Source organism: Pseudomonas sp. zfem002, from assembly GCF_032621685.1.
Taxonomy (GTDB): Bacteria; Pseudomonadota; Gammaproteobacteria; order Pseudomonadales; family Pseudomonadaceae; genus Aquipseudomonas; species Aquipseudomonas japonica.
Genome location: NZ_JAVYJH010000010.1, coordinates 142432 through 161602, shown reverse-complemented (window position 1 = coordinate 161602; position 19171 = coordinate 142432). Strand labels below are relative to the sequence as shown.

Below are 19171 nucleotides of genomic sequence, written 5' to 3'. Positions count from 1 at the left end.
GATGAAAATGTTGTCTGTGCCGATGCGGGTTATACCGGCGTGGAGAAAAGGTCTGAGCATGACGGGAGGCCAGTGATCTGGCAGATTGCGGCTCGCCGCAGTACCTACAAGCACCTGAGTAAACGCAGCGCGCTTTACAAAGCCAGACGCAAGATCGAGAAGGTCAAGGCGCAGGCGCGAGCGAAAGTGGAACATCCATTTCGCGTGATCAAGCGTCAGTTCGTTTATGTGAAAACCCGCTTCCGTGGCTTGGCCAAGAACACGGCGCAACTGACCACGCTGTTCGCCCTGTCGAATCTGTGGATGGTGCGCCGGCAATTACTGACTGCTGCGGGCGAGGTGCGCCCGTAACGGCAGATGACCAAGGCTTTGCCTTGGTTATCCAATAATCAGCGGCTGAAAATCGGGATTTTCGGCATCCATAAGCCACCAATTTCCGGCTGATGAGCAACTTGTTCGGAGTTTCCCTAGCGCTCTGGTGTCATGGCTGAGAACTGTAAGCAGGTGAGGCGAGTCCAGTTCGGCCTGACAGAGAAGAAGTCGAACCCGGAAAATGTCGAGAAGCGGCGCGACAAGAACGCGGTTACCGCCCAGGGCGGCACCGGCTCGGCGGTCGGCGGCAGCACCAGCGGCGCCGGCGGCGCAACGGGTGGCGATGGCCAGCCCGGGCTGAGTGGTTTCGAGGAAACGCTGAAAAGGGTAGATGACTGGCTGGGGAGCGGTTCATGAAGCTGCACCAGGTACTGAACATTGCCGGCGTCGACTTCGACCTGGTCAACGCCGATGTCCGGCTTGAGCTGCATACCCCAGGCCGGGCCACGTTCACGATCCAGGCCGAGGCGCCGGTGAAGGGCCTGGTGACGTTCGACGTCGGCTACAACGACAAGCCCCTGCAGCGCCATTTCATCGGGTACGTCGAGCGCTGCACCGCCGCCAATGCTCGCCAGCAAGTACTGTTCTGCCGCGAGCTGGCCGCGATCCTGGCCAGGCCACTGCCGATGAACCTTCGTCACGTCGACCTGCGCGCCGTGCTGCAGGAGATCAGCCGGCAAACCGGCCTGACCTTCCGGGTACCGGAGCAGGCCTATGCCGCGACCAAGGCCCCGTTCTTCTACAGCCTGGCCACCGGCGTCCAGGCCATGGAAAGCATGGCCCGCGTCTACAACATCCCCGACTTCATCTGGCAGCAGCAGGGTGACGGCGAGGTGTTCGTGGGCAGCTGGGCCGACAGCTTTTTCGGCGCCCGCGCCGCCCTGCAGTTGCCGATCGAGCTGTTCGACGGCTACCAGGGCAACCAGTCCGCCATGATCGCGGCCCTGCCCGGGCTGCGACCAGGTGCAACGATCAACCAGGGCGAACGGGTGACCCACGTCGCGCTCGCCGGCAACCAGATGGCCATCAAATGGAAGACGCAATCCGCCGCGCTGTAGAGCGCCAATTCCCCGAAATCACCGGCGGCTACCACCTGCCGCGCTTCGGTCGGGTCGTTGCGGTACCGGACGCGCCGGCGGCGCAAGCGCTGTGCGACGACTTCCGACCGCGGTTCGGCGTCGACGTCCAGGTGCTGCTGCCGGACGGCGAGCCGGACCCGGCGCTGCCGGTGTTCAACAGCCTGCCGCTGCCGGCGCCGATGGGCGGCCAGGAAGCGGGCATGTTCGGCTTTCCGGAAGAAGGCACGACGGTGGTCGTGTCGTTCGCCTACGGCCTGCCCCACAAGCCGTTCATCCAGCAGATCCTGCCGCACGGCCTGAGCCTGCCCCGGGTATCGAAGGGCGACCAGGTGTGGCAGCACAGCGAGGCCTGCCAGCAGCGGGTCGACGCTGACGGCAACTGGCTGCGCCAGACGGACGGAAAGATCCAGGACAAGGCGATCGAGCGCGAGGTAGAGGCCCTGGCCAACGCCGAGCAGTTTCAGAGCCACACCAGGAACGTCGACGATCACAGCACGGAGACGGTCGGGGGCATCAAGAAGATCGAGGCCTTGGGCGCGCTCAAGCTGCTGTCGGGCGGATCCGCGAGCCTGGCGGCGGTCGACGACCTGCACCAGGCCACCGGCCGCGATTTGAACCTGGTGGTGGGGCAGAAGCTGAACGCGACGATCGGCGGCAATCTGCAGGAGCGGATCCAGGGCATCCGCCGGAGCATCGCGCCCAAAACCTGGTTGGGATCGGAAGGGGTGAACGTGCTGAAGGTGCTGTGCGACCTGCTGGACTTGGTGGAGCAGATGAACCTGCAGATTGCCAGCCACGTTCACGCCTCCAGCCCACCGCCCAGCAACGCCGCCGCGTTCAGCGCTGCAGCGCAGAGCAGCGCCACATTGGCGGGGAAGATGAAGCCGATTACCGCTTAGCGATATACCGCGGCTTGAGCCTGGGTCGGATCTTCAACGGATCATCCGGGCCCCATTCCCACACACTCGCCAGTTCTTCGGTTGCCTCTGGTACTGTGATCCCCGGCGTCAGGTCGACGAACGTCCCCCGCGCTGGGTGTCTCAGTTGGACGCCTTCGCGCTGCTGCTCAGCGTAAAATTCGATCGCCTCGGAAACGTTGGGGAAATGGCGGTCCTCATGACCACATGTAGCGAAACTCATGACGTATGGCATGCAGAAACAATCCCTTTCTCTGCTGGGGTGTGGAAAACGGTGGCGCAATAATACTGTAACGAGGCATGACCAGGGCGATTTTTTGGTGGCCAGTGGCCACTTTGGCCGTGCGCCTGCAGGCGAAAATACAAAGGGGCCCGCGGGCCCCTTGTAGTTCTACCGATTCAGCAACCGGCACGGCAGGATCATGCGCCGGCGAGCACCCGGAGCGCAGCCGAGGCCAGGAAGCCAGAGCGGCTTTTTTGCTCAGGGTGATTTGCAACGTAATCGTCAATCCGCTGCAGCAAATGCTCTGGCAACGTGGCGTTGAAGCGCACTGACTTGCCCAGGTAGGGGGTGATATCGAAGTCGACGACTGCCCACACACCACCGGCATAGTCCGGATTGTTCAGATGCACATCGATCGGCTGGCTCTTCGGAAGCGGATCGCCGTCGGCCACCGAGCCTTCGCAGTAGAGCGCCAGTGCCTCGAGCACATTGTCCAACGCCTCTTCGACTGTTACCCCTCCGCTGAAACAGCCTGGTGCGTCTGGCACAGTCACGCCGTAATCAGAGTCCGGATCCTTGTGGATAACCACGGGAAATTTCATTGCGTTCTCCTACTGGAGTCAGAGCTGGCCACCCTACGGGAGGCCCGGCCCTGCGGTGTAAGTTACCGGCCTCATTTGAGGCCGGCGGTCTTCAGGATGCTATTCAAGGTGCCTATCGGGGTTTGTATCTTGGGGTGGGGCACTACCACCTTTCCCGGTTTGGTTGGGTGTTTGAAGTAGTGGTGGCTCCCTCTCACCCCCACTAGCACCCATCCATCTGCCTCTATCAACTCGATCACTTCACGACTTCGCATGTTCCCTCCGCTGCGCTGTTGATGTGTGTATAGTACACACCAAAACCCAGCAAGGCAAGAGATCAATACACATAATACACATTATTTTTCGATGCACAAACTACACTGGCCGGCACCACCACGACTGGGCACAGGCGCATCCGAACTGCCGCGATCGGGTGTGGGGAAAATCACCAGGTGACAAAAAAATCAGGGAAGAAAATCACTTATCCCCCTCCCGCCGGCGGGCTTTCCGCCCCAAAAAAGTGCAAACGCCGGGGATGGTGCAATGGCAGCGCAGGGCAGGCAGGCCGTGGGGCCTGCGCAGGGGGTAGCCGTTGCACGGTGTGCAAGGAATTGAAGGGTTGTGCAACCGAAGTTGGGGTATGTAGTGGGGGAGGATGCCGGCCTCGGTGGGCTGGAGGCCACGGAATCCGTGGGGGCGAGTCGAAAAACCCCTGTTTTCCCGGGTTTTCCATTTCGGAATGGGTCATTTCAACCGACGCGGATCACTCCAGGCGCACAGCACTGATGCGCCTGGAGCCCCCGAGCTGCGTGGGGCTGCTGCTTCGTCAGCATTGCACAGCGTTTCAGTCGTGCTCACCAGCTACCAGGCGGATATGGGGAAGGTTGGCTTCCTGCTTGAGACGCTTGAATTCGTTGGCGACGACTGGGGTCAGCAGACGATCCAGGGCGACCCGTAGCTGCACCGCCTGAGTTTCGGTCAGCCGCTTCACTGATCCGGTGCGAGCGCTCGCACATGACACCTTCTCCGGTGCGATACCGATCGCGTCCAATGCGCCATCGATGTAGCCGTCCAGGTACTCGCGGCGCTTGTACAGGATCGAGCTCTCTGGGGCTTCCTGGTAGTCCCAATGCACCTCCCATGACTTGCCGGACTGGAAGACTTCGATGATGGGCAGTGCCGCTTGGGTCGCTGGTTTGCGCATGCTGATGCTCTCGATCAATTCGCCACGCGGGCAGTGTGAAGGATTGTTCCAGGGTGCCCCATGAAAGGTTTTTCAGGCTGACCCTCAAATCCCTGTCAGAACATGGATATCTGTCAGGAAGTCGGCTGGAGGCCGCGTGTTTACTGGGTTTGCGATCTGACAACGAACTGGGATATTCGCGGCAAATCTGACACTCAGAAATAAAAAGCCTTATAAATCAATGGCTTGATAACTCTAAATCTGACACGGCGGTTTTGTCAGGTTCTGACGCCTCGCTGACACCTTTCTGACATTGCCTGAAAGCGCTGTAGGCCTTGATATAGAAGGGTTAGACAGAGGTGAGAATATCCATCTGACAGATCTGACAGGCTTTTTAGGGGTCAACCTAAATTTCGCCTTTCTACGTGCATGGAGGTGTTTCGTATGGCGCGTATACACAGCGACGGCTCGAAATACCCGACCTATCACACCGCGATACTGCTACTACTCACCCCTTCGCATACGAGCTCTCTGGCTTGCCTGCAGGAGGCCGCTGGAGACTGGAGGAGGGTGCTTGTTACGTCCGCTGTTACGCATAGCCCCGAATGAGGCTTAGCAAACGATCGTAACTGCTTGATTTGAATGGTGCCGGCACCAGGAATCGAACCCGGGACCTACTGATTACAAGTCACAAAGGCATGTAATTTCACGAAATAAGCAGAACCCATAAATCCGCTGAAGGTATCGATTTTAACGGGGTTTATGCTGATTAACCTATTTCCTGTCCTTTCACGAAATACCCTTGTGCTTCAGAGAAGTGTTGAGCAAAGTGTTGAGCACGAAAACGGCCTGGAGGGCACGTGTTATGGGGCTCAAACTGACCGATACCCAAGTAAAAGGATGGGTAAGCAGCGGGACAATCAAGAAAGGGGGCGAGATTCAGCCTGCCCGTACCCTTTCCGAACAGCTCGGGGAACGTGGCGCCGGTTCGATGTTGCTGGAGCGTCGCCCGACTGGAGTTGTTGAGGTTTACCTGGCTTTGCGCCGTGAGGGTAAGCAAGAGCGCCGCAAGCTGGGCTCATTTGGTGAGATGGGCGCAGAGGGTTTGATTCGTGGCCTTGCCCACTGGAGGAAAGAAGCTGAGCGCGTATCTGCTGAGGTGCGCCGCTTTCCCACCTTGAGGGCATATGACGAGCACCAGCGCCAGCAATCGGCAATGGCTGAGCGTGCCGCTAGCCTGGAAGCACGCAAAGGCTCTTTTGAGCAACTGCTGGCCGGCTATGTGGAGGATATGCGGCGCAAGGGCAAGAGCAGCGCCAAGGACGTGCAGGGCTCATTCAATCTGAATGTGTTGAGCGCGTTCCCCGAACTGGCCGCCCGCAAGGCGAAAGAGATTCAGCCCGGCGACATAACCGAAATTCTGCGCCATTGCCTGACCCGCCCACCTGCAACGAAAGGCCGGGGAGCACGCAAGACCACTGCCAGCGCCAGCAATGGCAAGCTGACAACGGCTAATCGTCTGCGTGCCTACCTTCGTGCAGCCTTCGCCTTTGGCCTAAAGAACGACCTGAGCCCGCAACGATCTGGGGGCGCTGTTGAGTTCGGCCTGTCGCATAATCCGGTTACTGATCTGCCGACCATTGAGGGCGCTGAAAGGGCCAATACTGAGGCGCTGAACAAGGACGAATTGCGGCATCTGCTAAGCGCGCTAGACAGCTTGCCGACCCACCACCAGGCCATTGCCAGAGCCATGCTCTACATGGCCGGGCAGCGCGTGGAAATGCTCTGCCGGGCTAAGTGGGATGATCTACTTGACGATCCCGAGCACGGCCCACTGTTGCGCCTTGTGGACTACAAAGGCGGCAAGGGCACCCCGCCACGGGATCACCTGCTGCCCATCGGTGGGCGGCTTGGCGAAGTACTGGCGCCATTGCTGGCGCGGGGAGAGGCGCAGCCATGCAAATTGGCCGGCCCCTTCGCGCTGAGCAGCCGCCCGCTGTCGTCCGACACCGCACTCAAGATATTCAGCGAGCTGGGTAGCGAACTGGCCGGCAAGGCTCTGACCCGCCGCTTCACTTGGCGAACCATGCGCGCCACGATTGAAACTCACCTTGCAGAGCTGGGCACGGATGAGCAACGCCGGGCCTGGCTGTTGTCGCATGGCCGCAGTGGAGTACAGGCAAAGCACTATGACCGTTACAGCTATGTGAGTGAAAAACGCGAGGATTTATCCCGCTGGGCTCGTTACCTAGACGGGCTAGCGGGGCAGGTACCTGCTGATAATATTGTGCCACGGAGGGCTTCTAATGGGCTGGATTAGTGACTATTTGGCCGACGGTGGTATGCACGGCATGGCCGCGCAATCCCTGTATGAGCTACTGACCACGGCTAGCGAGGGGCACCCGCTGGCAGAGGTGGCTGCCCTGATGCGCGCAACCTCGCCGCCTTCCAAAGACACATGGGTGCAGGCCCTAGAGGTGGTAGGCGAGATATTCATCAGCAGCGCCGCCGATAAGCCCGAGCCATTGGCTAGCGAGGCGTTCGAGCAACTGCAAGCAAAGCACCCGTCGTACCTGCTGGCGCTGGCGCTGATCCTGCTGGCTGACTTCGATGGCCGTATTGACCCGCCACTGCCCGATACCCTGCGGGGCCCGTTTAGGGTGTATATGAATTTTCTACAGGCCAAGTGCTTGGTTGGCCATATGCTAGATGGTGGAGGGCCTGATATTAGTGGCCTGAAGGTTGAGGCATTGTTTTATCTAGGCGCGATGTTTGCAGACCGCTCCAGGCAGAAAGAAGTAGCGGCCAAACCTAGGCCACGAAACAAGCCGAAAGAGCCTCGCAAATACAATACGAATTTGCGCGCCGCGTTTATAGCGGCAATGAAGAAGGCAAGGCTCGGGGGCTCAACCTTGATGGTCTTTATCGACTCGGTAAGGGTGGGCAGCATAGACGGCGGCCTAACACTGGAGGACGGCCCCGAGGGCGCGTGCCGTTACTTGCTAGGCGCCGATGATTTGGACGAGCCGTACAGAGTGGCCATGAGCACGTTGCGCGACTGGTGGAAGGCTGCCGGGAAGGGTGAGTTAGCCGGCTAATCCCTTCCCACCCCTGAAAGTGAAGTCACCCACTAGAGGAGACTTCACAAGATGCACCAACAAACCGACATCATCCGCAGCAATCAGGCCACCGCTGATTATCTGGGCGGTATTTCCCTTGTAACTCTTTGGCGTCTGAGTCAGACCGAAGGCTTCCCCCGCAAGATCAAGTTGAGCGCCCGTGCCGTGGGCTATCGCAAGTCCGAGCTTGATGCATGGCTGGCTACCCGTCAGGGCGAGGTGGCATGAAATGACAGACAAGAAAAAGGCCGACCAACAGGCCGGCCCTAATAATTCAACGCGCCCCGATCATAGCAGCACCAGCGCCCAGCGTGCCTGTCTGCTGGCACGCCTGCGACTCGGCCCCGTGGACACCCTTACCGCTCGCAGTGAGCTGGGCATTCTGATGCCCGCCGCCAGGATCAAAGAGCTGAAAGAGCGTGGTTACAGGATACGCGCCCAGCGCATCCGCATGACCGACGATCAAGGCCGCACGCATCGCGGCATCGCTCTGTATTACCTGGCATCAAATACTGACGGGGAGGTGTGAGCCATGAGTGACCTTACGCAGCCCTACATGGATACGATTCCATTGGAGGCATACAGCGACATGGAAGGCATGCAGAGTGACGATGGCCAACACTTCGACCAAGCGTATGATTACCCCATTGCTGAATTGCCGCCTGCTGATCCTGTCGATACACGCCCACGCTTACCCAATGGAGAGCCAGACATGGGGCCAGCGCCAAAGGCCAAGCGTATCGGGCTAATAAAAACAGTATCTAGCCGGCCATATGCTCAGGAGTTTTTGGAGCCGATCACCGCGCCACGCCCTTTACTGCTCGACCTTGAAGCCGCAGAGCCTTACCCGCTGGAGGCGTTGCCGTCGCTTATGCGTGACGCCGCCCAAGCAATTGCCGAGCATGTACAGGCACCGCCAGCCCTGGCTGGCCAATGCGTGACCGGGGCCGCAGTGCACTTGGCTCAGCCCCGAGTTAATGCGCCCCATATCCACAGGCCAGGCGGTATGCCTTGCTCTATGTTCCTGCTGACGCTGGCCGACTCTGGCGACCGCAAAAGCGAATGTCGCCGCCTGGCATTCAAAACTATTGATGAAGCCGAAGAAAAGGCCCGCACCGATCACCGCAAAGCCTGTGCTGACATATCCAATATGGCCGCTGGCTTGAGGGGTAAGCAGCTTGAGCAATTCACCGCTGAGCACCCGATCCCCTTTGATCCTCGCACTCAATACAGCGATGCCACCTTTGAGCGTATTGCAGGTGACATGATCCGGGGCACGCCTGCCGCTAGTTGGGACACGGATGAAGGTGGGCAAGTGCTCGGCGGTGCCTCACTGAAAGCAGACACACGGGCCGCAACACTGGGCGGCTTGGTTAAGGCATTCGACACGGGCACCTTTGAGCGCACCCGCTCACACGGTAATGCCGAGGGCTCAGGCTTTGCGTACAACCGCCGCCTCAGCGTGCATCTTTTAGCTCAGAGCGTAACGGTATCGGATGCGCTTAATGATCCCTTATTGCGTGGCCAGGGCTTTCTGCCCCGGTTCTTGTTCGTTAGCCCTGAGAGCTTAGCCGGTACGCGCTTTCTGACCTCAGACCAATTAAACCGCAAGGCTTATGCCGATTCGCGCCTGCAACGCTACTGGGCACGGTGTGAGGCTATCGCGGCAACGCCCCAAGAAATTGACCATGAGACCGGCGAAGTTAAACCGCCGGCGCTGGAGTTGGACACCGAAGCCGAACAGGACTGGCTGGAGTTCTACAACGAAGTGGAAGGTGAGCAATCTAGCCTCGGTAAGTTCGAGAACCTGCGCCCCTTCGCTGGCCGTGCGGGTGAACTAGTGCGCCGCCTAGCTGCTGTATTTGCCTGCTTTGAGGGGCAGCAGCGGATAGATGGCGAATGTCTGCGCCGTGCTACCGTGCTGGCGCGGTACTCACTTAACGAATGGGCACGCTATACCGATTCGGAATCTGTTAACCCTGATATGAGGGACGCCGTTGCCATTATGGAATGGATGCAAGATCCCAAGCGGGCCGCAAACTGGCGCACCTTCGATAAGGCTCATGCCGGTAAATCATGGCCCCAGCGCATGCGTCACGCCAAAAAACGTGACCGTCTGCTAGGCATTCTGGCTGAGTACGGCCACCTGCTGACCAGCGACGGCAATCAGTTCAGGATCAATCCGCTTGCGGAAGCTGCGGAAAATGCGGAGCGCCAGTAGCGGCGCGGCCTGCCGCTTGCGGAAGAGTTGCGGAAAAGTGCGGAGAACGCGACCGTCGTTGCTGGTACCTGATCTATGGATACCGATTTTCCGCAGCCCTCCGCAGAGCCTCCGCAATCTACACGCCAGCAACGATGGGGCATTCCGCAAAATCCGCGCTTTCCGCACCCGTCAGCCTGGATCAAGCACGGGCAATTCTTAGCCCCGCATTTTTCCAATTGATTTAGGTTCGATTCGATGGGCAGAGCACGAGAGAAAGACAGCACCGCTGATTACCGCAGGCTGAGCATGAACGGGCTGAGGCGCGGCAAGTTGCTAACACCAGGTGCGTGTTTCGACTGGTGCTGGTGGCGAGATGGCGAGAAGGTGGCCGGTATCTGTATTACAGTCGAGAGCCGGTGTGGTATGCGCCTGCGCTATCAAAGCCGCAGCCAGGGCAGCGAGCCAGTACAGTACGATTATCCTGTGTCGATTACCTGGACGCCCTGCCACCTGGGTGGGGAGCGTCCGTGGTTCCGCTGCCCGCAATGTGACAGCCGCGTTCTGAATTTGTACGGTGGTGCGATGTTCGCCTGTCGTCATTGCATGCGGCTTAACTATCGCAGCCAGCAAGCCAGTAAGCGTGATCGCGCTACGGATCGCTCTTGGGCGTTGCGCTACAGCCTGGGCTGTGATTCCGGGCCGTTTGACTACCCCGCCGAGTACATACGCCGCCCCAAGGGCATGCACCGCAAAACCTTTGCGCGGCGCCTCGAGCAGCTATCACGCATCGAGGAAAAAGCAGTGGCTGAGATAGACGCTCTGCTGGAGGTGCTGAGGTGAGGCATCAGGGTGTGCCAGCATTGAGGTAGCAGCTCCGGGGAGTGTTGAGCAGAAAGCCCAGCGTGAGAGAAGTGTTGAGCGAAGTGTTGAGCAAAAACGAAAAAGGCCCACCGTAAGGTGAGCCTAAGTCGTTGATCTATATGGTGCCGGCACCAGGAATCGAACCCGGGACCTACTGATTACAAGTCAGTTGCTCTACCATCTGAGCTATACCGGCAAGGTAGGCGCGCTATTATAGCGATCGGTTTGGTTCTGTAAACCTATTCATTGTGATCCTGTTGGAAGCCCCGTATTTCGGGGCTTTCAGTGTTTTGGGTGGCGGGTTTTGGGAGGTCTGGTGCCCACGGACTGTGGGGAGCGGATTCCCCCGGAGCGCCTGACAGCAGCGATTTGGCGCGAAGCGGAGATTAAGCTGGTACCCAGGTGGATCAGGCAGATGCGGGATTCAGGTTTTACGACGGCTGCGCCGCCGATCGCGGATGAATCCGCTCCTACACAGAAGCCGATACGGCACCCCGCTCAACCCGGATCTGAACCACCCCCGCCTAATTCGCTTTAACGCTTATGCACAAACCACATCGACCCCTTGCACCCCATGCAAGTGCGCTGCCTCGCCGCATTGACGCCGGTGCAAACGGCTGTTTTCTCAGGCGTTTAACAGGTGCGGAAAAATACCTTCGATCCGCAGACCCGCTCAGCACCGCGACTTTTCAGCCCGAAAGCGTGAAGTTGCTCACAGAGTTATCCACAGGTTTTTCCGCCAACAACAACAGATTGCGTGGGGTCAGTTGGTGCGGGCAGAAGGTGCCGAGGCGGACGTTGTAGCCCTGTTCGCGCAGATACAGTGCACGGTCGAGGACGAGCCAGAGCTCCAGCGGGCGGCGGAACAGGTTGCGCACCCGCTCCAGATTGCGCACCTGGGCCAGGCGTTGCCAGCCGGCGGCTTCCAGAGCCGGCCAGTCGGGAGCGTCCGTCACGCTCAGGCCCTTGAGGGCGGCAAGGTCGTGGCAGTAGTCGGCGAAGGACTTGTGCAGCCAACTGCTCGGCAGTGACGGGGTCGGCAGATAATCGTCGCTCTTTCGCAACTGGCGTTGCAGCAGGTCGAAACCCAGGCGCCAGGCCATTGACTGGTCGCGCTGGCGGCGCACGCGGCTGCCAGCGGTGACGGTTTCGCTCAGGGGCAGGCCGAGGTCGTCGAGGTCGAGGCGCAGTGTCGATGCGCGGGCGGCGGTGGATAACGGTGTGTACCCAGGTCCGCTGGTGCGGTTGTAGCAGCAGGGGGCGATCGCCAGTTGCTGGCAGCCGCTGGCACTGGCGAGCTGGATCAGGCGGACATGCAGATCGCCGCACGCATGCAAGGCCACGGGGGTGTGTTGCGCGCTGAGCTGGGCGGCAGCGCTTTCGGCCATGACGTCCTGCAGGCGGTGCTCGGCCGGCAGTTGGTGGTGCCGGCTGAGGCGCTCGCCAGCGGCGACCAGCGCGCTGTCGTGTTCCAGGCAGGTGAGGCGCTGCACTGCGCCCAGCAGGCGGCGGCCGAGGTGGCCCTTGCCGGCGCACCAGTCGAGCCAGTGATGCGCGCGCCGGGCGAAGTCGAGGTGGCTGGCGAAGGCTTCGATCTGCTGCCATTTGCGCCCGGGCACATCGACGTTGAGGCGCGGGCTGGCGGCGGCGAGGGCCGTTGTGGATAAGTCGCCCAGGGCTGCCAGTGCCTGGGCTTCGGCCGCCAGTCGCGGGTAGGGGGCCGGGGCGAGGACGTGGCAGGGATCGTTATCGGCAGACTCGGCGTCGGCCAGGGTTCGGCCGCGCAGCCATTCGGCCAGCTCCGGGTGGCTGGTTTCCCAAGGCAGGCGCAGGGTGGTGAACGGGCGCGGGTGCCAGAGGTGGTGGTGCTCGCGCAGGAACTGGTCAAGGGCCTGGAAGCGCGGGAGGAGCTGGTCGTTTTCCAGGTAGGCGGTCATGGGTGGGCCCGGGGGATCGAGGATGGAGGGGGTGTGGCCGCTTTGCGGCCATTCGCGAGCACGCTCGCTCCCACGGGGATTGTGGTTGCCCATGAAATCGGGGCCACCTGCGCGGCCCCGATTTCAGCTTACCGAGCCTGGGTCGCGTCCACCCGCAGCCAGCGTTCCAGCAGCTTGAACGCCTGCACCAGGACGAACGAGATCACCAGGTAGAACACACCCGCGGCGAAGAAGATCTCCACCGGCATGTAGGTCCGGGCGATGATCGTGCGGGCCATGCCGGTGATGTCCAGCAGGGTCACGGTACTGGCCAGGGCGCTGGCCTTGAGCATGAGGATCACTTCGTTGCTGTACGCCGGTAGGCCGATGCGCGCGGCGCGCGGCAGCATGATGTGCAGCATCGCGGTGGCGCGGGACATGCCCAGCGCCCGCGCCGCTTCGATCTCGCCACGCGGGATGGCCTGCAGCGAACCACGCAGGATCTCGGCGATATAGGCCGCGGTGTGCAGGGTCATGGTCAGCGCGGTACACCAGAACGGGTCGCGCAGGTACGGCCACAGCGAGCTGGAGCGGACCGCGTCGAACTGCGCCAGGCCGTAGTAGACCAGGAACAGCTGCACCAGCAGCGGTGTGCCACGGAAGAAGAAGATGTAGCCATAGGGCAGGGCACGCACGTACCACAGCCGCGAGGAACGGGCGATGCCCAGCGGGATGGCGACGATCAGGCCGACGATGACGGCGATGGCCAGCAGCTCCAGGGTCAGGGTCGCGCCCTGGGCCAGGCGCGGCAGCCATTTGATGATGACTTCCCAATTCATGAGTTGGCCCTCGCGAAGCCGCGTCCGGCGCGTTTTTCCATGAAGTGCATGCCGGTCATGGCAAGGACGGTCAGCCCCAGGTAGATCATGGCCGCCACCATGTAGAAGGTGAACGGTTCCTTGGTGGTGGTCACGCCGTTCTGCGACTGGCGCATGATCTCTTCAAGGCCGATCACCGACACCAGCGCGGTGTCCTTCATCAGGATCATGAACAGGTTGCCCAGACCAGGCAGGGCGATGCGCCACATCTGCGGCAGGATCAGCTTCGAGAAGATCCGCCCCTTCGACAGGCCCAGCGCCAGGCCCGCTTCACGGTGACCCTTGGGGATCGCCAGCAGCGCGCCGCGGAACACTTCCGTGGCATAGGCACCGAAGCACAGGCCGAGGGCGATGACGCCGGCGGCGAAGGCGCTCAGTTCCAGGCCGGGGATGCCCAGCAGGTCGCCGAGCTGGCTCATCAGGGTGACCGAGCCGAAATAGATGAAGAGTACCCAGAGCAGTTCCGGTACGCCGCGAACGATGGTCGAGTAGCTGCCGCCGACCCAGCGCAGGGGTTTGTACGGCGAGGTCTTGGCCAATGCACCGAGCAGGCCGAGGACCAGGCCCAGGCACAGCGCCGACAGCGCCAGTTTGACGGTCATCAGCGTGCCAGCGGCAAGCGCCGGCCCGAATCCGTGTAGATCAATATTCATGGGCAGGAGTGTTCAAGGGACCGGCACCGCGCGAGGCGGTACCGGTCGGGGCGAATCAATAGATGCTGAACGGGAAGTACTTGTCGTTGATCTTCTTGTACGTGCCGTCGGCGATGATCTCGTCCAGCGCGGCGTTCAGCTTGTCGACCAGTTGCTTGTCGCCCTTGCGCACGGCGATGCCGATCTCGTCGCTTTCGACCACGGGCTCGCCCTTGAACTCGTAGTTCTTGCCGGCATCGGATTTCAGCCAGTCGTAGTTCACGTACTTGTCGGCCAGCAGTGCGTCGACACGGCCGGAGGTCAGGTCGAGGTAGGCGTTTTCCTGGGTGTCATACAGCGATACCCGGATGTCGCCGCCGTAGGTGTCTTCCAGCCAGGTGGCGGACAGGGTGGCGCGCTGGGTGCCGATGGTCTTGCCCTTCAGCGAGGCCTTGTCGGTCTTGAAGTCGACGTTCTTCGGCGCGATGAACTGCAGCTTGTTCGAGTAGTAGCGCTTGGTGAAATCGACGGCATTCTTACGCTCGTCGGTGATCGACAGCGAAGAGACGATGAAGTCGAACTTCTTGGCGTTCAGGGCCGGGATGATGCCGTCCCAGTCGGAGGTGACCACTTCGCACTCGACTTTCATCTTGGCGCACAGGGCGTCGCCGATGTCCTTGTCGAAGCCGACCACCTGGCCGCTGGCGTCCTTGCTGTTGAACGGCGGGTAGGCCGCCTCGATACCCATCCGCAGTTTTTCCGCGGCCATGGCATTGGCCGAGAACACCAGCGTGGCGGCAGCGGCCAGGAGGAATTTCTTGTAGGTCTGCATGCGTGTTGCTCCGTTAGCGGTTGCTGGACATGAATTGCTTACAACGCGCCGAGGTCGGGTTTTCGAAAACCTGCTGCGGCGTTCCCTGCTCTTCGATCAGGCCCTGATGGAGGAAGACGACTTCGCTGGACACCTGCCGGGCGAAGCTCATTTCGTGGGTCACCAGCAGCATGGTGCGGCCTTCTTCGGCCAGTGCGCGGATGACGTTGAGGACTTCCTGGACCATTTCCGGGTCCAGTGCGGAGGTCGGTTCATCGAACAGGATGACCTTGGGCTTCATCGCCAGGGTGCGGGCGATGGCCGCGCGCTGCTGCTGGCCGCCCGAGAGTTCGCTGGGGTAGCTGTGCCGCTTGTTGTGGATGCCGACCTTGTCCAGCAGCGCTTCGGCATGCTCGATCGCCTCGGCCTTGCTCTGGCCCAGGACGCGACGTGGCGCCTCGATGATGTTGTCGAGGATGGTCATGTGCGGCCACAGGTTGAAGTTCTGGAAGACGAAGCCGATTTCGCTGCGCATGCGGTTGATCTGCTTGCCGTCGGCGGCGACCAGTTCGCCATTGCGCGCGGCTTTGAGCTTGAGCGCTTCGCCGGCGACGAGGATTTCGCCCTGGTGCGGGTTTTCCAGAAGGTTGATGCAGCGCAGCAAGGTCGACTTGCCGGAACCGGAGGAACCGAGGATGGAGATCACGTCGCCGTCGCGGGCGGTGAGGGAAATGCCCTTGAGAATCTCCTGTTCACCGTAGCGTTTGTGCAGGTTGCGGATTTCCAGCGCGGGCGTGGCCTGGGCCATGTGCGGTCCTCATATGTTCTGTGCGTTCTGCTTGTTGGCGGCCGTCCTGGCGAGGCGCCACGCTAGCATAGCGCTCGGATCGCAGCCAAGAAGGTCGAGCAGCGTGGTCGGCCATGGGGGCGGCGGGTGTCGCATCGTCGCAGGGGACTGTCGCGTCGCTGTCCGCCGGTCCGCTTCGCGGGGTCTCGGCCTGGATGAAAAAAGGCGCGATGGTGCCATTTTTGGCCGCCGCTGGAAAGTCGTATTTGGTCGCGGCGATGGTTGGTGGCGCCTGCGCGGAGCGCTTTGGCGGCTTAAGGTTGCACCTTGGTGACTCGTAAAGTTGCACAAGGTGTTACCTGTGTTCGGTTATGGCGCACCCATTTCTAATTGTAAGTGGGTATTTCAGTAATCCGGCGAAGTCTGGCAATTTTGGCGGCCTTTCGGCCAATGGCTGGCTGAAAGCGCCGCAGGCCTTGTCTGTCGTGGTTACGGGGTATTTCGACATAAACGGTCCAACAACCTGGCCCGCTTATTGCCATCCACCTCTCACGAGACCCAGGGCGCCCCAAAAGGGCATGCGGCCTCGAACGCGGGAAGATCCCCCATTCTTTGCATAGGTAGTTTTATGAGCGGTAAGCACAATTCCAATGACCTCGCTCAGGGGCTCAAGCAACGGCATGTGACCATGCTGTCCATCGCTGGCGTGATCGGTGCCGGCCTGTTCGTCGGCTCCGGCCATGCCATCGCCGCCGCCGGTCCGGCCGTGCTGCTGGCCTACGCCGCGGCGGGCACGCTGGTGGTACTGGTGATGCGCATGCTCGGCGAAATGGCCGTGGCCTCGCCGGACACCGGTTCCTTCTCCACCTACGCCGACCGTGCCATCGGGCACTGGGCCGGTTTCACCATCGGCTGGCTGTACTGGTGGTTCTGGGTGCTGGTCATCCCGCTGGAGGCCAACGCCGCCGCGACCATCCTGCATGCCTGGTTCCCCGATGTGGCGATCTGGGTGTTCACCCTGGTCATTACCCTGCTGCTGACCGCGACCAACCTGTTCAGCGTGAAGAACTACGGTGAATTCGAATTCTGGTTCGCCCTGCTCAAGGTGGTGGCGATCATCGGCTTCATCATTCTCGGCCTGGCGGCGATCTTCGGCTTCATGCCGAACAGCCAGGTCAGCGGTGTCAGCCATCTGTTCGACACCCAGGGCTTCATGCCCAACGGCCTCGGCGCGGTGCTGGGCGCCATGCTGACCACCATGTTCTCGTTCATGGGTACCGAAATCGTCACCATTGCCGCCGCCGAGTCGAAGGACCCGGGCCGGCAGATCAGCAAGGCGACCAACTCGGTGATCTGGCGGATCTTCCTGTTCTATCTCGTCTCGATCTTCATCGTCGTCGCCCTGGTGCCGTGGAATGCCGGCGAGCTGGCGGAAGTCGGTTCGTACCAGACCGTGTTGCAACTGATGGGCATCCCGCATGCCAAGCTGATCGTCGACATCGTCGTGCTGATCGCCGTGACCAGCTGCCTGAACTCGGCGCTGTACACCTCGTCGCGCATGCTGTTCTCCCTGAGCAAGCGCGGTGATGCCCCGGCGCTGGCCCAGCGTACCAACGCCAGCGGCACGCCGCACTGGGCAGTGCTGCTGTCCACCGCGGCGGCGTTCCTCACCGTGTTCGCCAACTATGTGGCGCCGGCGCAGGTGTTCGAATTCCTCCTGGCCAGTTCGGGCGCCATTGCCTTGCTGGTGTACCTGGTGATCGCCGTGTCGCAACTGCGCATGCGTCGTCAGCGCATGGCCCGTGGCGAGAAGATCGCTTTCAAGATGTGGGCGTTCCCGGTGCTGACCTGGGTCACCATCTTCTTCATCATCGGTGTGCTGACCCTGATGCTGGTGCGTCCGGATCATCGGGCGGAGGTGCTTTCCACTGGCTTGCTGAGCATTGCCGTGGTGGCCGCCGGTCTGCTGGTGGCGCGCAAGCGCAAGGCCGAAAGGGCTGGACGCCTGGTGATGGACAACTGAAGGGCTTGAGTTGAAAGAAGAAGGCCGCGATCTGATCGCGGCCTTCTTCTTTGTTTATTTTTCGTCTGGCCGGGGCAGCGATAGCGCCTGTTCGTAGCTCTCGAGAATGTCGTCGCTCAGGGCCCATTCAGTAGCTTCTTCCTTGCTGCTGTCGTGTACCCATTGGTGGTAGATGCTGATCACATGCTTGGCATAGATGGCGAATGAGTCCTCGTCGTAGCCGTCCTCGACCAGGATCGTCATGGGGTCGTGACAGAAGACGGTGAACATGTTGACGAGGCTGGTCTTCTGGGCCTCCTGCATCTTCTCGTACAGCTCTTCGTAGTGGCCGGAGTCGAAGGCTTTCATGATCAGTTCATCGATGGGCGGGAGGACCAGCTCTTCGTCGAATGCGTCATCCTGCTCGTATTGCATGGCCGCCAACTCTGCACCATCCATGAAAGCATCCTGTACTTCTTCGCTCAGGTACCAAGCCGTGGCTTCTTCCCTTGTGCTGTTGTGCAACCAATGGTGATAGGCACAGAACAGGCTTTCGACGTAGTAGGAATATTCATCCGTGTAGGTGTCCTCCACCGCGTCGGTAAGGGGATCACGGAAGAAGAGAGAAAACACCTCGGCGAGGCTGGTCTTTTCGGCTTCGTTCATCTCCTTGAACAGCTTCTGGTAGTGGCCGGACTCAAAGCCGATACGAATCAGATCATTGACCAGTGGGGCGTCCAGGTCGACTTCGGCTTTGGGTGCCGCTGTTCCGTTGCGTACCATGCGGTTTTGCTTGGCCTTGGCCGCGGCGCGCTTGGCGCGTTTCTGTTGCTTGCTGCTTGAAGACATCCTGACGCTCCTTCCAACTCAGGCTTTGCGCGACCTCTGCAGGAGCTGGCTTGCCTGCGATGGACCGCGTAGCGGTCCCAAAGCCTGTCACGCCGAGCCTCTGGATAAATATGGTCAAGCAGGCACTGAATCCAGGAACTCACCCTGACGGTAGCTCGTGCTGGATGGTTTTGGGACCGCTATGCAGTCCATCGCAGGCAAGCCAGCTCCTACAGAGGGTGTGCCGTCAGCCGAATTTCTTCTGCTTCGACACCAGCTCCGACGCCGCCACATAGGCGTCCTGGAATTCCTCGCTCTCCAGCCAGGCCATGGCCTCGGCTTCCTCGGTGCCGTCCAGCCATTTGCGATAGGCGCAGAAGACCATGCAGATGTAGTCGGTCGCATGCTCTTCCTTGTGGCCCTTGAGCACCAGGGTCAGCAGCGGGTCGACCATGAACACGGCGATCATGGCTTCCAGGCTGGTCTCCTGGGCTTTCTTCATCTTGTCGAACAGCGCGGCGTAGCTGTTCGAGCTCATGGCCTTGTCGAACACCTGCTGGACGCTGGCGCTGGAGGCCTCGCCGCCGCTCTTCACCGCCTGGCCGCTGCGCACCATGCGGTTCTCGCGGGCCTTGGTGGCGGCGCGCTTGGCGCGTTTCTGTTGTTTGGTGTTCGAGGCCATGGGGGTTCCCTTGTGCGAAGTCAGTCAAATGGCGCGTATTGAAACGCAGTTGACCGGGAAACCCAAGCCGGCGAGGGGGATTAACGGACCGCAGGCA

General features: G+C 60.8%; 21 protein-coding genes and 1 tRNA gene. 11 read left to right on the top strand and 11 right to left on the bottom strand.

The genetic code is table 11. The features are described 5' to 3' along the window. The 4 genes from RTI28_RS14140 to RTI28_RS14125 form a co-directional block, all read left to right on the top strand. On the top strand, positions 1–351 hold a 351-nt coding region (locus tag RTI28_RS14140; protein ID WP_316920996.1), incomplete at its 5' end, for a transposase. A 132-nt stretch (positions 352–483) separates the two neighbouring features. Further along, entirely contained in the window at positions 484–729 is a 246-nt protein-coding gene (locus RTI28_RS14135; protein ID WP_316920995.1) for a hypothetical protein, read from the top strand. After that, positions 726–1430 (top strand): hypothetical protein, encoded by a 705-nt coding sequence (locus RTI28_RS14130; protein ID WP_316920994.1) that lies wholly within the window; start codon positions 726–728, stop codon positions 1428–1430. The genes RTI28_RS14135 and RTI28_RS14130 overlap by 4 nt, the downstream gene beginning before the upstream one ends. Continuing rightward, complete coding sequence (locus tag RTI28_RS14125; RefSeq protein ID WP_316920993.1) at positions 1403–2350, top strand: hypothetical protein; 948 nt, start codon at positions 1403–1405, stop codon at positions 2348–2350. Before RTI28_RS14130 ends, RTI28_RS14125 begins: the two co-directional genes overlap by 28 nt. Positions 2351–2788: 438 nt before the next feature. Here the strand turns inward: RTI28_RS14125 and RTI28_RS14120 are convergent, their stop codons facing one another. The 3 genes from RTI28_RS14120 to RTI28_RS14110 form a co-directional block, all read right to left on the bottom strand. Beyond that, positions 2789–3193, bottom strand: coding sequence for a type II toxin-antitoxin system HicB family antitoxin (locus RTI28_RS14120; protein WP_316920992.1), 405 nt, complete (start codon positions 3191–3193; stop codon positions 2789–2791). A gap of 71 nt (positions 3194–3264) precedes the next feature. Continuing rightward, the gene (locus RTI28_RS14115; protein ID WP_316920991.1) at positions 3265–3447 is read right to left on the bottom strand and encodes a type II toxin-antitoxin system HicA family toxin; all 183 of its coding nucleotides are present in this window, start codon (positions 3445–3447) and stop codon (positions 3265–3267) included. Positions 3448–4016: 569 nt separating this feature from the next. Then, the gene (locus RTI28_RS14110) at positions 4017–4376 is read right to left on the bottom strand and encodes a hypothetical protein (protein ID WP_316920990.1); all 360 of its coding nucleotides are present in this window, start codon (positions 4374–4376) and stop codon (positions 4017–4019) included. Between the two features lie 844 nt (positions 4377–5220). Here RTI28_RS14110 and RTI28_RS14105 point away from each other — a divergent pair. The 6 genes from RTI28_RS14105 to RTI28_RS14080 all read left to right on the top strand — a co-directional run bounded on the left by RTI28_RS14105 (position 5221) and on the right by RTI28_RS14080 (position 10517). After that, positions 5221–6675 (top strand): tyrosine-type recombinase/integrase, encoded by a 1455-nt coding sequence (locus RTI28_RS14105; protein WP_316920989.1) that lies wholly within the window; start codon positions 5221–5223, stop codon positions 6673–6675. Beyond that, positions 6662–7453 carry a hypothetical protein gene (locus RTI28_RS14100; RefSeq protein WP_316920988.1) on the top strand — a complete coding sequence of 264 codons (792 nt, stop codon included), beginning with the start codon at positions 6662–6664 and terminating at the stop codon, positions 7451–7453. Before RTI28_RS14105 ends, RTI28_RS14100 begins: the two co-directional genes overlap by 14 nt. A gap of 51 nt (positions 7454–7504) precedes the next feature. After that, positions 7505–7702, top strand: coding sequence for a helix-turn-helix transcriptional regulator (locus RTI28_RS14095; RefSeq protein WP_316920987.1), 198 nt, complete (start codon positions 7505–7507; stop codon positions 7700–7702). A gap of 1 nt (position 7703) precedes the next feature. After that, positions 7704–8003: a helix-turn-helix domain-containing protein gene (locus tag RTI28_RS14090; RefSeq protein ID WP_316920986.1), complete on the top strand. Its 300-nt coding sequence runs from the start codon at positions 7704–7706 to the stop codon at positions 8001–8003. Between the two features lie 3 nt (positions 8004–8006). Further along, positions 8007–9695 carry a DUF3987 domain-containing protein gene (locus tag RTI28_RS14085; protein ID WP_316920985.1) on the top strand — a complete coding sequence of 563 codons (1689 nt, stop codon included), beginning with the start codon at positions 8007–8009 and terminating at the stop codon, positions 9693–9695. A gap of 405 nt (positions 9696–10100) precedes the next feature. After that, on the top strand, positions 10101–10517 hold the full coding sequence (locus RTI28_RS14080; RefSeq protein WP_316920984.1) for a hypothetical protein: 417 nt from the start codon (positions 10101–10103) through the stop codon (positions 10515–10517). A gap of 141 nt (positions 10518–10658) precedes the next feature. On the opposite strand, the gene RTI28_RS14075 is transcribed toward RTI28_RS14080, so the two are convergent. From RTI28_RS14075 to RTI28_RS14050, 6 genes are all read right to left on the bottom strand, one after another. After that, positions 10659–10734: transfer RNA gene (locus RTI28_RS14075), tRNA-Thr, on the bottom strand. A 493-nt stretch (positions 10735–11227) separates the two neighbouring features. After that, positions 11228–12475 carry a methyltransferase gene (locus tag RTI28_RS14070; protein WP_316921002.1) on the bottom strand — a complete coding sequence of 416 codons (1248 nt, stop codon included), beginning with the start codon at positions 12473–12475 and terminating at the stop codon, positions 11228–11230. A gap of 128 nt (positions 12476–12603) precedes the next feature. Then, complete coding sequence (locus tag RTI28_RS14065) at positions 12604–13293, bottom strand: ABC transporter permease (RefSeq protein WP_316920983.1); 690 nt, start codon at positions 13291–13293, stop codon at positions 12604–12606. Next, the gene (locus tag RTI28_RS14060) at positions 13290–13985 is read right to left on the bottom strand and encodes an ABC transporter permease (RefSeq protein ID WP_316920982.1); all 696 of its coding nucleotides are present in this window, start codon (positions 13983–13985) and stop codon (positions 13290–13292) included. The genes RTI28_RS14065 and RTI28_RS14060 overlap by 4 nt, the downstream gene beginning before the upstream one ends. Positions 13986–14040: 55 nt before the next feature. Further along, positions 14041–14796 (bottom strand): ABC transporter substrate-binding protein, encoded by a 756-nt coding sequence (locus RTI28_RS14055; protein WP_316920981.1) that lies wholly within the window; start codon positions 14794–14796, stop codon positions 14041–14043. A gap of 13 nt (positions 14797–14809) precedes the next feature. Beyond that, the gene (locus RTI28_RS14050) at positions 14810–15583 is read right to left on the bottom strand and encodes an ABC transporter ATP-binding protein (protein WP_316920980.1); all 774 of its coding nucleotides are present in this window, start codon (positions 15581–15583) and stop codon (positions 14810–14812) included. A gap of 607 nt (positions 15584–16190) precedes the next feature. Here RTI28_RS14050 and gabP point away from each other — a divergent pair. Next, positions 16191–17585 (top strand): GABA permease, encoded by a 1395-nt coding sequence (gene gabP / locus RTI28_RS14045; protein ID WP_316920979.1) that lies wholly within the window; start codon positions 16191–16193, stop codon positions 17583–17585. Positions 17586–17639: 54 nt separating this feature from the next. Here gabP and RTI28_RS14040 read toward each other — a convergent pair whose 3' ends face one another. Beyond that, positions 17640–18413 carry a hypothetical protein gene (locus tag RTI28_RS14040; protein ID WP_316920978.1) on the bottom strand — a complete coding sequence of 258 codons (774 nt, stop codon included), beginning with the start codon at positions 18411–18413 and terminating at the stop codon, positions 17640–17642. Between the two features lie 226 nt (positions 18414–18639). Next, the gene (locus tag RTI28_RS14035; protein ID WP_316920977.1) at positions 18640–19074 is read right to left on the bottom strand and encodes a hypothetical protein; all 435 of its coding nucleotides are present in this window, start codon (positions 19072–19074) and stop codon (positions 18640–18642) included. Positions 19075–19171 lie beyond the last annotated feature (97 nt).